The following is a 14,775-nucleotide window of genomic DNA, read 5'->3' as shown; positions in this document are numbered from 1 at the left end:
TAATCAATTCCCTTCTGTCCATCGCAACCCCATGTTGCCGTTTTGACGTTTTTTCCATATAAAACCTGATCCTGCGCCCACTTTCATTTCATCTGTCACGACGGAGCTCTGATTATAAAACTGCCGGTTTGTAATGTATGCGATTTTAACTCCGTCCTGTACAAAATCAATCGACTCATTTGTGATCCGAAGCTTGAAAGGGCTATCCTGCTTTCCCAGTTCGATACACGGGTTTCCCTTATCATCTGTAGACATTGTGACATATGCAGTTTTTTTCGTGATATCATCAACAAGAGAATCCAGATTTGAAATAGTCGCATCAATACCTTCGATATCATCTCTTTGCTTGTCCAGTTCATCACGGGCGGTTTCGAGTCGGGATAACACAGAACTCATATTGAACTGCCATCCGACATCTGTCTGCTCCATCATTGTTTCGCCGTTTTCTCCAACAATCAACGTCGATAACGCGTCGGAAAGCTGTTCGACTTCTGATCTCGTCTCGGATATCTGGGATTCATTCTCTGCCGCTAGATCATACGCCCCGTCAGCAGATGTCTGTGCATTTTCCGCTGTCTCCTTCACAGCGCTGACAGTAGATGTTATTCCTTCCGCTTCCAACTGGATTGCCGCATCCGTCTGCTCCTTCGTATAATATCCGCCAAGAGTCTCCTCGACTTCCGTTTTGGTTGCTGCAAGGGCAATCGCTTCTGCGTTCTGCGTGATTTTCGTCTCCGCATTGGTAACCCTTACCGCCAACGCGTCAACTGCCTCCTGCGCCTGGTCTGCCGCCGCCTGAGCGTTATCCGCCGCAGTCTGGGCTTCCTGAGCCGCAGTATTCGCAGCGTCTGCAGTCTTCTGCGCCGTTTCTGCATTACTTTTTGCCGTATCCGCCGCACTCTGTGCGTTTGCGGCTTCTTTCGCGGCCTGATCCGCGGCCTCCTGAGCTGCTGTTACTGCCGCCTGTGCGGCCGCCACCTCCTCTTCTGTCGCACCCACTCTTGATGTGACATCTGCAAGGTTCTGCTGTGCTTCTGCGAGATCCTCTGCTGCCTGTGCTGCTTTTGCATCAGCATCATCGGCGGCCTGTTGTGCCTGCGCCGCTGTCTGGGCAGCCGTATCTGCTGCGGCCTGCGCCGCTGCCGCATTCGTTTTCGCTGTATTTGCCGTGTTCTGGGCGGCATTTGCCACATCCTGCGCCGCCTGTGCCAGTTCCTGGGCGGCCTGGGCATCCCCTTTTGCCTCGTCTGCTACTTTCTGCGCCGCATTTGCCTTTGACGCCGCATCATTAGCCGCTGTCTGCGCTTCCTGTGCTGCAGTGGCAGCATTGTCAGCTTTTGTCTGGGCGGTTGCTGCAGAATTCACAGCAGCTTCAGCGTCTGCCTGTGCTTTGTCTGCTGCGGCCTGTGCTGTATCCACAGCCTCCTGCGCTGCTGCGATCTCCTCTTCTGTGGCATCCACGCGGGACTGCACTGTTGCAAGATCCGCTTTCGCCGCTTCCAGATCGTTCTTCGCTTTATCCGCTACATCCTGTGCCGTCTGGGCGGCCTCTTTTGCTGTGTCAGCCTCGCCCTGCGCATTTTGGGCAGCAAGAGCCGCATGATCTGCCGCCGTCTGTGCAGCAGCCGCGTCCGCACTTGCCTGATCTGCTTTTTCCTGCGCGGAACTTGCCGTACTTTGTGCAGCGGCCGCCTGATCCGCGGCATTGTTCGCTGTCTCGTCTATCGTCTCTACCTTTGAGGCAGTACTGCTGATCTGCGCGGCGTTCTGCTCAATCTGTGTCTGGAGAGCTGCTTCTGCTTCTGTCAGATCAGATTTTCTTGCATATTCGGCCTGCATCGTATTGGAAAGCGTTGTCAGGTTCTCCCCCAGCGCATCGATTTCATTCTGCGCGGTCTGGGCGTCCTGCTTCGCCGCCTCTGCGGTAGTCTTCGCTTCCCCGGCTTCTGCCACTGCCGCGGCCGCTGTACTTTTCGCTGCATCTGCATTCGTTACTGCCGATTCTGCCGTTGCCTGTGCAGCCGCGGCTTCCTCTTTCGCTTCGGCTGCATCATCTGCCGCATCCGCAGCCGACTGGGCAGCCTGATCTGCTTTCTGCCCGGCTGTCTCTGCTGCCTGATACGCCTGGCCTGCCGCCGCCTGCGCATTGTCCACTGTCTCCTGAAGCCCCTGCACACTCTCTTCTACGGTTACGACTGCACTCTGGGCAGCATCTGCAGCCTGCTGTGCGGCCTCCGCCGATATCTGTGCAGTATCCGCAGCCTGCTGAGCTTCTTCCGCGGCATGTTGAGCTTCTTCTGCATCCTCCACGGCGCCATCTGCTGCTTCCTGCGCGGTATCCGCGGTCTGCTTTGCGGTCTCGGCAATCTTCTCTGCCCTCTCAGCAGATAACGACGTCTTCGCAAACTGCTCCGCAAGCTCCAACACTTTCTGCGATATACCTGCCGGCTTGATCAGAAACTCTCCGAGCGTCGCTTCATTCTTATCGTTCCACGCGGACGACTCCAGTTTCAGTACCCGCGCGGAAGCATACAGCTCACCGGCATCGTCGACGATATCCACCCTGTCGCCGATCCGGACATTGTCTGGCAGCTTCGCGATCTCAACTTCGTAGTTCACCTCGATGTCACAAAGTTTCTTCAATTCCGTGACCGCGCGCGAGCACAGCTCGGATTGCGAAGTTGTATCATAGCTGTACGTCTTTACGATATACCCGCTGTTGTCATTCAGCTTATTCGGTTCTTTATTCCAGATATACCGGCTCCATTTCTGGTTGGCTTTTCTGGAATACAGCCGTGTTCCGGAAACAAAGAAGTCTCCGTCGTCATACTTATAGCCTTTCAGGGTGATCGGGTCTTCCGCATCTTCCGGAGTGCCGCCGGTCACCTCAAGGCCGGTTGCCAGATTCGCGATCGATTTCTTTGTAACGATATTATCGATATCATAATTCAAGCGCAGCTGGATCCCGAGATCCTTGCCGCGCTTTTTGTAGATATTGATATACTTATGCGTTACCTCAAGCCCCTTGACGTCAAAACTGTAAGAGATCTCACAATCAAACTGCGTCGCCACGCTCTGCAGCCGCTCCGTTACTGTCGATTCGCCGTCCCAGCTCAATTTCCTTGACAGAGACGCAGCCTCGTTGATACCGATCTCGAATCCTGAATCATATGCGAATTTATCAACATACGTGCTGATCGGATATGCCTTATCAGCCTCGTATGCTCCGACCACTTCGTTCAGGAGATCCAGGCCCGCATCTTCCGCGTAGACATATACTTCCTGATTCTTGGTATTTGCTTCTGACTCGATGATTGTATAAAACTCACATTCATCGCCGTTCTTCCGGAGTATATAATTCCCGACAGCCGCGCAGGATTCGACCTGCTTCCTGTTTTCTGCTGTATACTGCACGTAGCCGTCGAACACTGCGACGCCGGTCTCTATCTCCTCGGTCTTCAGGTCGTCTTTTACCAGGATCCCGTCCGGGAGCCTCGTGCTCGCCTGTCCGAGTATATTAAATTTCCGGTCTGCAAAATAAAGTATCACAGGAACACCTCCCGGTATCTCACCTTAAACTGCGGCGCGTGTGCCGGATCGACCCATTCCGAATATGCAAGTCCGATCTGGTTCAGTCCCGGAGTCAGGACAAAATCTTCCCAGTCATTCCCCAGGGCGCCGAGTGTTGGTGTCTCTACCCCGTTCAGACGGACAGTAGCCGTTTTACAGTCTGCTTCGACCACATCGTCCGCGCTGAATTTGTTCGGGATATCCCGCAAGGTATTGCAGTTATTCTTAACGAATTTCGCCCAATACAGTCCGTTATAGGACAGAGCCGCCGACGTGGAATACTGCTCGAGCATAAATGTGATCTTCGCAGCTTTCACATCCTGGATGTCATCGTCAGTAAATGTGTTTGCCGTGCCGCCAATATTGAACGTGATCTTGTTTCCGACCTTTTGGATCGTGGATGTCTTAACAGATGACTCTTTCGAGCCAAAACTCTTGTTGTTATACGACAGATCCACACTTCCTGTCTTGACCATCTTCCCGTTTACATAATAGTCAACACTCGCCGACTTTCCGGAAGTGCTTTTCCGGATCCGAACACCGGCGATAACATTCCCTGCGCTGTCTGATACCTGCGCCTGGAACGCCCCCAACTGTTTTGAATCACTGCTTCCATTCCCGATGCACATCTTCTGTTTATAGGTAAGTGAAAAGTTCGCAGCTCCTGCTTCCCCGGATGCATCAGCGCCTATTGTTCTTGAAATACTGGGACCGTGGTACTTTCCGTTCGCCGATCCGTAACCGGATGGGGCCAGATAATATGTCTCCGGTACATCTGCAACATAATCGCTGATCGCCAGGTTCGAGCATGCAGTTTCGCCCAGGATTCCGGCCGATCCATAGGAATCTGTCCGGGACACCTTGAACTTGATCCCTGTCAGGCTCTTCGTCCCCGCTGAAAGTCCGCTCACCGTAAACGACAGGTTTACTGTATGCCCCGTCTTCCCACGCCAGTGCGCCGATGTCTTCTTAAGCGTGACGTCGTGCCACGATCCACCCATGTAGATACTCGCTTTCAGCCCGTATCCGTTCCCAAAATACGATGACGACGTCTTAAGGGACGCGGTGATCGTCACGGTCACTTTGACCGTGCTCGCCGTTCTTCCCGATGTTTTCGCTTTGACCGTATAATAGAACTTAGGAGCGCTCTGGCTTGTCTGCTTGTTGTTCAACAAGGTCCCGGATGTCGATTTCGGGTTCGCAGGCACCGCGTAAGACGCCACCTTCATCGCCATGCTCCCGGTCTGGACAATCCCCTCCGGCAGTACATTCCCGCCGTTCGCTGTCCACAGAGCTTTCGCCGCACTCCCCCACGCAGACGAAGACATGAACTTCTGATTGATCAGCGTCTGGGACTTCTTGTATGCCGTCTCTGCATCTGCTTCATCCGGATCCCCAAGTTGTATGATCTTCTCGTCTTCCGTAAAGAACGCAACATACCCGCAGTCTCCGCTCCCCGTAAGCTGCTCCACAGTCTCCCCGTCATCCGACGCCTCGTCCTCACTGTAAAAAGACGCTTCCAAGGTCGGATATGATTTGTACGTCCCGTTGTAATCGATCAGGACGCTCCCTTCATCCAGTGACGGCTCCGCCTCATACTCCACGACCGAATATTTGAACGGATCCGCACAGTAGAAATTGATCTCACCGATCACGGAATTCCTTCCGGGATCCACTTCTCCAAGCTCCTCCGGAGTCCCGGTAAAGTACTTGTCTGGTTCATCCGCAAAGATCAGTTCCGCATCTTTCGTGTTCAGCAGCCCGCCGAGCTGATTATATTTTTCGCGGAATTCCTCGGCTGATCCCGCGATCAGCTGATAAGCGACCGTGATCATCCTTGCCGGATACCGCCGGCTCTTCAGCTTTGCGCCGTCACTGACTCCGACTTCATATGATTCCAGTTCCTGCGACATAGCCTCGCGCCCGGATACATACAGGGTCCGGTAACCGTCTATCATATTTTCGATATACTCGCCGTTTATCTGCAGGGCCTCGGCAGGCAGTTTCCTGCCCGCCTGAACCTCATTTACATCTATAAAATCGTACATGCTGTCACCGTCTCCTATACTCTGCCGTGTTTCCTGTCGTCTCTCACCTGCCGCCTGTCCAGCTCGTCTTCCATGTATTCAGCGGATGCCTTCGCAATTTCGCGCCCTTCAAGGTTTACAGGCACTTCGATCCGGATATACCGGGCACGGCCGTAATCGTAATCATCGTTCAGATCCATTGTTCCACCTGATGTACTGTATGCCAGATTGAACGTAGGTATGGAAACATCGGGAATGCTGATCAATTCAATTGCCGCTCTCTTGGCATCCCGCACTTTCGACAGGATACCATTTACCCAGCCTTGTCCCCAGAAAGTTCCGGATTCTTCCGACACCTTCGAGGGGCTATGAATTTTCGCTTTCGCACGGATTGCAGCGTCTGCCGCCGCTGCCAGTTGCGCCGCTACACTTTGTACAGTTCCGAGAGCAGAGCGCATACCGTTGGCAAGCCCTTGGCCGATATAGGCACCGCTGCTATATGCACTGCCTTGCACGGACCTGAATGCAGATATGATCGAGTTCCCCGTACTCCTTGCAATAGAAACCGCCTTGCTTTTCCCGGAATTCAGCCCTGAGTTAAATTTATTCATGGCCGAGTTAATAGTGTTCGACAGCTTATCAGTTCCCGACTTCACGCCAGAGTTTACCGCGTCTCCAATTGCTTTCCCTGCAGACTTTGCCTTTCCCTTCGCGTTTGTAAAGGAGCTGATAAACAAATTCACTGCAGATTTTGCCTTGCTTCCCAGTGCATCCAATCCACAGCCTTTCTCCTCTGTTCCTCTTCATATGCTGCTTTGCGCTTCTGGATTTCGGATAACCTCTGCCCCTCCTGTATCGCTGTAGTCAGATTCAACGACTTCTTATAGACTTCCATAGCCTCAAAGCTAAACTCAGGAAGATTATTTATTGTCGTCACATCATTTCCGATCTGATACATGCACGTTTTCATCTGATCTTCGACCCGGCTCATTGAAACCGAAGCGTTCAGCCACTTTTCATCCCAGATCTTCTCAAGAGTCACAAACGGCTGAAACCCGATAGTGCGGAACAGATTCTCAATCTCTTTGCGCTTGTCGTTCCGGCACTTCTCTTCCACCTCTTTAATCTGGCTATCGATCAGCCGGATCGGTTCGTCGATCAAAGCAGTTAATTCCTTAACCTGTCTTTCAAACTTCTCATAAGGCTCCATACACTGCTTTTTCACCTTTTTGCACTCATCCTCAAAGGCGGTTCTCAGTTTGTTCAGTTTTGCCCGATCCTTTTTTGCGTCCTGAATTGTTTCTGCAGTAAATGCGAGAGACTTATATTCCTGCATTTTCTCTGAGATCTCTGCTTTCAGCTCTTCATTATTCCAGCGAATCTCCTTTATAAATCCGCCTTCCTGTGGGCTTATAATCTTTAATTCCATCATTTCCTCCTTTTATATTTCCGGAAGTATCAGCGGCGGCTTTCTGCCGCTTACCACGTACTTCCAAAATTTCTGTTCTTCCCGAAGCAACATATTCAGATCCTCTTTCACTTCAGATCGCTCTATGAAATAGTGCTTTTCCGTTGTCCGTTTTTCTCCGCCCCAGTCTGTATTCAGATGGGCACGGAGTACTACAAACTCATAACCTGTCACAAGCAGGTAATGCAGGACCTGTATATAGTAGTTATCCGGGATCCTGTCATTCCATTTCTCCCGCTGCATCGACTGCAGGATATTGGTTGTCTTAATCTCCAGAATGCCGCGGCGGCCATCTGGATCAGTCAGTTCTCCGTCAAGTGAAGCCTGCATAAATGGATACTGGATGCTCTGCAGGATCCGGAACTCATGATGCTCTACCTGATACTCCGGATAATCCAGCTTAAATAGTTCCCGGATTGGAGCCTCTGCCAGCTTCCCATAGATCACGCAGGGCTTGTCCGAGATATCTTCCGGGATTCTCCTACCAATCTTCTCCTCAAAGAGATCGATATTACTCTTATACGGGTTCATCCCGACAATAGCACTGGCATCACTGCCGCCGATCCCGTTCATTCGCCCCTTCAGCCAGGCCGCCTCATCTGGGAAATCAAATATTTTATATGGCTCCATAATTCCTCCTATTCGATGATCACATAGGACAGGTCTGTTCCTCTAACATGTTCCTCGGCTATCTTTACCACATTTTCGTATTCCCTGGAACTGCATTCTGAGGTTCCGTCAGAATACCGGATCAGCCAGATATGTATCATATCTCCCCGCTGCACGGATCATCCTCCTTTATCCAGTTACCGGAATAGAACCACCCGACCAACATCTCGCGAAATTCCCGTTGATCTTCCGGCGTGCCGTGAAGAGATCTCTCCAGAGCGTAATCAAAAGCCTGTTCTTCCTCGACCACCGTGTCCTTTTCCGGCCCGATTCCTATGTACATTCGCACCTCCTTGTGCTATGATTAAGTTGGTTAGTTACCTGAGTGCCCGAGCTTGCCGGCTCATGTGGGCGCTCATTCTTTTTCTGGTCTCCTGAGGGCGAGTATCTCGCTGATCTGAGCTGCCGTAAATACTGTCTCTGGCGGCATCCCGTCAAAAAATCCCGCTATAAGCGCGGTTCGCGGGATCTCGTCATCCCTCCCTGGATATCTTTCAAGGTCCTCTTTCAGCCATCCGTACCACCACTTGAATTTTTCATCCGTCAACTCTCTCACCTCCTCTCAGATCGGCCCTGCCTGCAGCATGTAGATAATCACTGACTGGATCACATTCAGCAGTAACGACACTGCAGCCGTAATCTCGATGCCACGGATCGCCCTGTTGCGCTTTTTCCTGATCGACGCCGGCTCACGTTTCAGCTCAGCAGCCGGCATCAGGCTTGTCTACTCAACAGATATAAGATCCAGCTCCGGGATCAGTTCTCTCATATCACTCATGTTCTCACCTCCTCTCTCCCGCCTACGCGGGTTTCTCTATCGTATATTCAATTGTTACTCCCTCCTGCTCTGCCAGGAGGCTGATCAGCACTTCCATGATCTTTTCGATATTCACATGCACCACCTCTCTAAAATGTATGCGCCCCTGATTGTCCGTGTTTCATCTAAAATGAGTCCTGTTTATTGGACACCTAATCTGTTACCCTACTCAAGGAAGTACTCGATAGATACTCCGAAGTAGTCGGCTATTTTTACAAGTTTTTCTAATTTAGGTTTACTTCTCCCTGATTTCCATTCGGAGAATGTAGATTTAGGAATACCTGTATCCATAGATACCCGATAATCAGTTACTCCGGCTTTATCACGTAGTTCCTCATATTTTTTGTACATTAAAATATGTTTCCTCCTTTCCGAACTTAATATTGATTTTAGTTCGGAAATCAGTTATAATCTCCTTAGGGATATATTGTTAGGATAATTCGTACTGATTTCTGAACTTTATGGCTATATCATAGTACAGTTATCTGTATTTGTCAAGCGCTTTTTGTACAGAAATCCGAATTATTTCAAAGAAAGGAGTATTATGGCTAAAAGTGCATATGAGCGTTACTGCGAAATAAGAGATAAATGCGAATTAAAGGATTCTGATGTAGCCAAAGGAGCAGGAATTACAAAATCTACTTTTTCAGATTGGAAAGCCGGAAGATATACGCCTAAACAGGATAAGATGCAAAAGATATCCGATTATCTGGGTGTATCAGTAGAATATCTTATGACAGGTGAAGAAAAGGAAGGCGGTGAGAAATATTATTTAAACGAAGAAACCGCTGAAATGGCGCAGGCCCTTTTTGAAAACAAAGACCTTCGTGTGCTGTTCGATGCGGCAAAAGACGCCTCGCCAGAAGATTTAAAAACAACTTATGATATGCTCATGGCATTAAAGAGGAAAGAACGTGGAGAAAATGACTTTTGATTATCAGGTATTCTTCATGGATGGAATGACTGTCAATGAAGCGATAACTGAAAACGAAGATGGATCCTTCACCATCTTCATCAACAGTAATCTATGCGATAGTAAACGATTAAAAGCTATCAACCATGCGATCCGTCACATTACAGGGCGGGATTTTGAAAAGGCAGACGTGCAGCAAATTGAATCATCTGCGCATTCATAAAAAAGTGGTGTTTCTCGGAGGGAAAGAGGAAATTATGGGATTTTTTGATTTGTTTAAAAGACAAAAGCCAGTTGATCTTGCGACGCTTCAAAGGGATTTAGAGATAGCAAACGACTGCGCTCAGTTAATAGAAAATACTGTAAATCCTGAAACCTTTTTTAGTCGATATGATTTATATATGGAAAAGCTCGCTGTGTTAGCAGAAGCTCAGGCATCCCATCGGGTAAAGGTCAAAGGGGATAATCTTATTCAAAAATACGAAAGAATGAATACAGATGAACAAAAGGCCGAAACAATAAATGCTTTTATTGATAGGGTGTGGTATGATACCTGCCAAAAAGCTGATAAGTTGAAAACCGAAAAGGGGAAAGAAAATAGATATAAAAAATTTTTTGATACTATGAGCCAATATGAAGGTGCTATGCCAGATATTTGTATACGCCATTATAAACATCTTGTTCCTATAAAAATTTATTCAGAAGAGATTTGTGAACAGATTTTACGCCAAAAAGATTCCATTAAAAAGAATGGATTTTCGCACTATGAATATATAGCTTGTTCAAATTCTTGTCCAAAATGTAAAGCATTAGATGGCAAAATTTTTCCACTCTCGCAACTTCGTCCCGGATTAAATGCACCTCCGATGTGCGAACATTGCCGTTGCTCTATTTCGGCGCATACAGGCGAAAGTGAAGAAGATTATCAAAATTGGCTTAATAGTTTTTAAGCTATAACCGCTACGGCGTTTATATAGTGGTGTTTCTCGGGGAAAGAGAGGAAGAGATGTCTAAAGAATTTACAAAAGATGATGTCATACAAAACAAAAAAGAGGCTATAAAAACATTAAATAAAATGCTTGAATCTTTTATTAATGATCCCGCTGAAAAGCATTTAAAGAAAGCTCATCTTCTTTCTTACTGGATAAAAGATTATGTTCGCATGATTAATTTTGAAGAAAAATTTGAGCCTGCACGCAATATAGCATATAAGCGTGGGAATATTGTTAAAATTCAATTCGGTTTTAATATCGGAAGCGAATATGGCGGATTACACTATGGAATTGTTTTGGATAACAAAAATGCCCGCAATTCTCCAGTTGTTACTGTTATTCCGCTTACATCAGCACGGGAAAACCGCGAACTTCATCCGAATAGTGTAGACTTGGGAAATGACATTTATCGATTATTAAAACTCAAATACGATACCATAGATAAATCATTAAAAGAAGAGCAGCGCGAAGTTGAAGAAACGATTTCTCTCTTTGACTCGATGATGGCCCTTACAAACAAATCCATCCAGGATTTGGAAAAATGCGAAGCGGGAACAGACGAATTTGATCAGAAGCTTATTGTCGCAAAAGGGCATCTGGAAAGTGTAAAGAAACTCCGATTAACCTGGGAAGAAAAAAGTCGCCATAATAAAGAGCAGCAAGAATACCTTGATAAAATAGGGATTGAAATTTCTCGAATGAAGGAAGGCAGCGTTGCTCTTATAAATCAGATTACCACAATAAGCAAAATGCGTATTTTTGATCCAAGGAATTTAAAAGGAGTATTAGCCGGAATTTCTTTGTCAGAAGAAAACATGGAAAAAATCAATGAAAAAATGAAAGAATTATATATTTTTTAAGAAAAGTATTTTGGAAATCCTGAATATTTTCATTGACTACGAGCATAATATGAACTATAATAGACTAACAGAAAAGAGAAATTCTTTTCTAAATATCGCCCTTGGGGCATCAAAGAAGACATTAGTCTATTATGTGAAGACCTCGTAGCAATACGGGGTCTTTTACGTTATATAAAAACCGCTCGGTACTGGTAATACCGAGCGACAAATGACTACATTCCCGAAGGTTGATGCAGTACGTTCCGAGAATATTGTATCATCTTCGGGCAGTCGAGACAATCCAGAACATGAGTTCACAGTCTGGCTGTTATTTTTGTATCTATTTTTCATACAAATGAATAAGGGAGATGATATCATGTCTGAAAAACTCAAGCGCTGCGCAATCTACATCCGTGTCTCGACTTCTGAACAGATGATGCATGGTAAATCCCTTGAAGCGCAGAAAGAATACCTAGCACGCTATGCAAAAGATCACGGAATGATCCCGGTCGGAGTCTATGCAGATGAAGGGAAAACCGCGCGAAAGGAGCTGAAGAAGCGCAAGGCAATCCATGCTCTTCTGGAAGATGTCAAAGTCGGAAAGATCGATGTGATCCTCTTCTGGCGTCTGGATCGATGGTTCCGTAACATGTCCGACTTCTATAAAGTCCAAGATATACTGGATGAATATGGCGTGTACTGGATATCTGCTTCAGAACCGGGAATAAACATGGAAACCCGAGACGGCCGACTGCAGCTTAATGTTGTGCTGTCGATCGGCCAGAATGAGGTGGATACCACATCTGAGCGTATCAAATTTGTAAATGAAGCGTCCATCCGGCAGGGGAAAGTCATATTCGGTGACTGCAATATGCCCCGGGGATACAAAGTGGGAATCGTAGACGGGAAGAAGTGTATGGTCAAAAATCCGGAACAGGAAGAGATGGTAAATGCATTCTATGATTATTTTGAAAAACATCAGGCCAAACAGGCAACACTCCGGTATATGCAGCGAAACTACGATCCTGCATTCTCTTACAGTATGCTTCGGACAATGCTGTCCAGTGAGTTTTACAAAGGTACTTACCGAGGGATTCCATACTGCCCTGCTTACGTTTCAGAAGAGCGTTGGGCTCGACTGCAACAGATCAGTAAGAGGAATGCGAAGCAAACGCCATCCGGAAGAATCTATTATTTTTCGAGCATGATCAGATGTCCGGTATGCGGTCAAATCTTATGCGGTACAGGCTGCAAATCAGTTGTAAATCGGAAAACGGGGGAAAAGAGGGATTACTGTTATTACAGATGCAATCGGGCGATGATCGACCGGATCTGTACGAATAGACACCGTCTCAGCCAGAATCTGATCGAGAGCTATCTGCTTGATAATCTGGAGCATGAATTTAATGCATACAAGATTCGCGTGGAGGATATTAAAAAGCGAAAAATGAAAGAACGTCCGAAAGCCCGGACGGAAAAGCAGATCGACAAAGAAATGGAGCGCCTGAACATTCTGTTCCAGAAAGGACGTATAGACTGGGATTATTACAGTAATGAATACGATTCACTGGAAGAGGAGAAAAGACAGCTCGCGGCCATTATTCCAGAGCCGGAGCAGGATTACACATTCATCAAAGAACTTCTACAGAAAGATTGTCGGTCAATATACAACTCTCTCAGTCCGGAAAACCGGCGTGCTTTCTGGAGGAACACAATCCGGCAGATCCATTTGAAGTCGGATTATACCATTGATTTTGTTGACTTTATTTAAGCTGTCTATGCCTAAGTTGCGAGCTCCGTTTGGCGCAGACAAAACAATGACCGCCGTCATCTCCGGCGAAGCAGACATAGGATTTATGGGATCGGAGGCTTCCATCTACACCTATGCCGAAGGCGCCACAGACTATGTCGTCAACTTCGCACAGCTCACCCAGCGTGCCGGGAACTTCCTTGTAGCAAGGGAAGAAATGCCGGACTTCAAATGGGAAGATCTGAAAGGCCATGTCGTGCTTGGCGGACGAAAAGGCGGTATGCCGGAAATGGTATTTGAGTATATCCTGAAAGAGAACGGCATCGATCCTGAGACAGATCTTGAGATCAACCAGAACATTGACTTTGGATCCACCGCTGCCGCATTTGCGGAGGGTCAGGGAGATTTTACGGTTGAGTTTGAACCAGGAGCCACAACACTTGAATCCGAGGGCGAAGGCTATGTAGTCGCTTCCCTTGGCGAGGACAGCGGATATGTTCCCTACACAGCCTTCAGTGCAAAGAAAAGCTACATCGATGAAAATCCTGACATCATCCAGGGATTTACCAATGCCCTCCAGAAAGGGATGGATTATGTCCAGGTCCACACCCCTGATGAAATCGCCTCTATTATAGAACCGCAGTTCCCAGAGACAGATCTTGAGACGATCACTACAATCGTAACGCGCTATTACGAGCAGGACACATGGAAAAGCAACCTGATCTTTGAGCAGAGCAGCTTTGATCTTCTCCAGGATATCCTTGAGAGCGCCGGGGAACTGGAAGGACGCGTACCATATGATGATCTCGTGACGACACAGTTTGCAGCAATCGCAGCTCAGTGATATAATACACTGAGACAGATAATAATCCCGGGCTGGCGCTGTCACTGTACAGTTCCGGTCCGGGTATTACAGAATCTGATATCACGAGAAAGGATAATCGATATATTATGATAGATAAAAGGCTTGTACCATACGGCGGATTAAAAAAGGAACCATTCTCCGGCAGCCATCACGGCATGAGATATTTTATGAACGGGGATGATGGAAAGAGCAGTACTACATTTACAGTATGGGTATATCCGGAACCGTGGTGCTTTGAGCAGACCCCTGACGAAGAGAAAGAAAGCGCTACTTTTCCGCTCTCTGACGAAGGTATGGATCAGGCAGTTGACTGGTTGAAAGAGCGCTATGAAACAGAGAAAGAGCGGTGGACAAAAGCCTCCCAGAATATGATGCATATTACCTGAACCGTGGTCTTTGATACCGCTCTTTCACAAGTTTATTATCTTTTAAGATTCTTTAAGTTTTCTTCCATATATTGTCACAATGGATTCACATTTCCCTGTTATTCTTAAAACATGAAAACAAAGAAGACAATGGCTGTATGGCCGGCTGTTCGTATGGCCATTGGACTTCGCCTAAAAATTACAGCTTTTAAAAGGCGTTCCTATATATCGTTCCCGGATTTCCTGTCCGGGAATATTTTTTTGAGGTCAACCTTAACAATGTAATAATACATAGCAATCAACAGAACCGATGCAAGCACCCATGCTGCAGGACTGGCAAGACACACCCCCGGATAGCTCTTCTGCCCTGCCGCTATCACCGCGACAACGCCTCTTCCGATCAGTTCAGCTACCCCCGCCATCATCGGGAGCAGTCCATATCCCAGTCCCTGGATTCCGTTCCTGTAAATATTAACGATTGCAAGGGGAATAAAGAATAT

The 14,775-nt window shown here is 47.5% G+C and carries 16 protein-coding genes and 2 pseudogenes; 7 read left to right on the top strand and 11 right to left on the bottom strand.

What is annotated here, in order from left to right:
• Positions 1-3: 3 nt before the first annotated feature.
• From FNY66_RS04490 to FNY66_RS04455, 10 genes are all read right to left on the bottom strand, one after another.
• On the bottom strand, positions 4-3,549 hold the full coding sequence (locus FNY66_RS04490; RefSeq protein WP_190324782.1) for a phage tail spike protein: 3,546 nt from the start codon (positions 3,547-3,549) through the stop codon (positions 4-6).
• Positions 3,546-5,618, bottom strand: a complete 2,073-nt coding sequence (locus FNY66_RS04485) for a distal tail protein Dit (protein WP_150310404.1) — start codon at positions 5,616-5,618, stop codon at positions 3,546-3,548. The genes FNY66_RS04490 and FNY66_RS04485 overlap by 4 nt, the downstream gene beginning before the upstream one ends.
• Before the next feature lie 14 nt (positions 5,619-5,632).
• Entirely contained in the window at positions 5,633-6,373 is a 741-nt protein-coding gene (locus tag FNY66_RS04480) for a hypothetical protein (RefSeq protein WP_150310403.1), read from the bottom strand.
• Complete coding sequence (locus FNY66_RS04475; RefSeq protein WP_190324781.1) at positions 6,337-7,026, bottom strand: DUF1351 domain-containing protein; 690 nt, start codon at positions 7,024-7,026, stop codon at positions 6,337-6,339. The genes FNY66_RS04480 and FNY66_RS04475 overlap by 37 nt, the downstream gene beginning before the upstream one ends.
• 12 nt (positions 7,027-7,038) lie before the next feature.
• Positions 7,039-7,695: a YqaJ viral recombinase family protein gene (locus FNY66_RS04470; RefSeq protein WP_150310401.1), complete on the bottom strand. Its 657-nt coding sequence runs from the start codon at positions 7,693-7,695 to the stop codon at positions 7,039-7,041.
• Between the two features lie 8 nt (positions 7,696-7,703).
• The gene (locus tag FNY66_RS15445; RefSeq protein WP_190324780.1) at positions 7,704-7,850 is read right to left on the bottom strand and encodes a hypothetical protein; all 147 of its coding nucleotides are present in this window, start codon (positions 7,848-7,850) and stop codon (positions 7,704-7,706) included.
• Entirely contained in the window at positions 7,832-8,017 is a 186-nt protein-coding gene (locus tag FNY66_RS04465; RefSeq protein WP_150310400.1) for a hypothetical protein, read from the bottom strand. Before FNY66_RS04465 ends, FNY66_RS15445 begins: the two co-directional genes overlap by 19 nt.
• Positions 8,018-8,089: 72 nt before the next feature.
• Complete coding sequence (locus FNY66_RS04460; protein WP_150310399.1) at positions 8,090-8,281, bottom strand: hypothetical protein; 192 nt, start codon at positions 8,279-8,281, stop codon at positions 8,090-8,092.
• Between the two features lie 15 nt (positions 8,282-8,296).
• Positions 8,297-8,449, bottom strand: a complete 153-nt coding sequence (locus tag FNY66_RS15440) for a hypothetical protein (RefSeq protein ID WP_190324779.1) — start codon at positions 8,447-8,449, stop codon at positions 8,297-8,299.
• Positions 8,450-8,716: 267 nt separating this feature from the next.
• Positions 8,717-8,902 (bottom strand): helix-turn-helix domain-containing protein, encoded by a 186-nt coding sequence (locus tag FNY66_RS04455; protein WP_150310398.1) that lies wholly within the window; start codon positions 8,900-8,902, stop codon positions 8,717-8,719.
• A gap of 193 nt (positions 8,903-9,095) precedes the next feature.
• Here FNY66_RS04455 and FNY66_RS04450 point away from each other — a divergent pair, with 193 nt between their 5' ends.
• From FNY66_RS04450 to FNY66_RS04420, 7 genes and pseudogenes are all read left to right on the top strand, one after another.
• Positions 9,096-9,485 (top strand): helix-turn-helix transcriptional regulator, encoded by a 390-nt coding sequence (locus tag FNY66_RS04450; protein ID WP_150310397.1) that lies wholly within the window; start codon positions 9,096-9,098, stop codon positions 9,483-9,485.
• On the top strand, positions 9,475-9,687 hold the full coding sequence (locus tag FNY66_RS04445; RefSeq protein ID WP_150310493.1) for a hypothetical protein: 213 nt from the start codon (positions 9,475-9,477) through the stop codon (positions 9,685-9,687). The genes FNY66_RS04450 and FNY66_RS04445 overlap by 11 nt, the downstream gene beginning before the upstream one ends.
• Before the next feature lie 34 nt (positions 9,688-9,721).
• Positions 9,722-10,414: a minor capsid protein gene (locus FNY66_RS04440; RefSeq protein WP_190324778.1), complete on the top strand. Its 693-nt coding sequence runs from the start codon at positions 9,722-9,724 to the stop codon at positions 10,412-10,414.
• A gap of 56 nt (positions 10,415-10,470) precedes the next feature.
• Positions 10,471-11,316, top strand: coding sequence for a type II toxin-antitoxin system PemK/MazF family toxin (locus FNY66_RS04435; RefSeq protein ID WP_150310395.1), 846 nt, complete (start codon positions 10,471-10,473; stop codon positions 11,314-11,316).
• A 355-nt stretch (positions 11,317-11,671) separates the two neighbouring features.
• Positions 11,672-13,066, top strand: a complete 1,395-nt coding sequence (locus FNY66_RS04430; RefSeq protein WP_150310394.1) for a recombinase family protein — start codon at positions 11,672-11,674, stop codon at positions 13,064-13,066.
• Between the two features lie 28 nt (positions 13,067-13,094).
• A pseudogene (locus FNY66_RS04425) lies at positions 13,095-13,889 on the top strand (ABC transporter substrate-binding protein); the annotation flags it as partial.
• Positions 13,890-13,996: 107 nt separating this feature from the next.
• Positions 13,997-14,296: a hypothetical protein gene (locus tag FNY66_RS04420; protein WP_150310392.1), complete on the top strand. Its 300-nt coding sequence runs from the start codon at positions 13,997-13,999 to the stop codon at positions 14,294-14,296.
• A gap of 200 nt (positions 14,297-14,496) precedes the next feature.
• Here FNY66_RS04420 and FNY66_RS04415 read toward each other — a convergent pair.
• Positions 14,497-14,775, bottom strand: a pseudogene (locus tag FNY66_RS04415) (MATE family efflux transporter); the annotation flags it as partial.

The sequence above is a fragment of the Mediterraneibacter catenae genome, assembly GCF_008691045.1.
GTDB lineage: Bacteria > Bacillota > Clostridia > Lachnospirales > Lachnospiraceae > Mediterraneibacter > Mediterraneibacter ornithocaccae.
The sequence above is the reverse complement of the archived record's forward strand: the minus strand, read 5'-3'. Positions and strand labels throughout refer to the sequence as shown.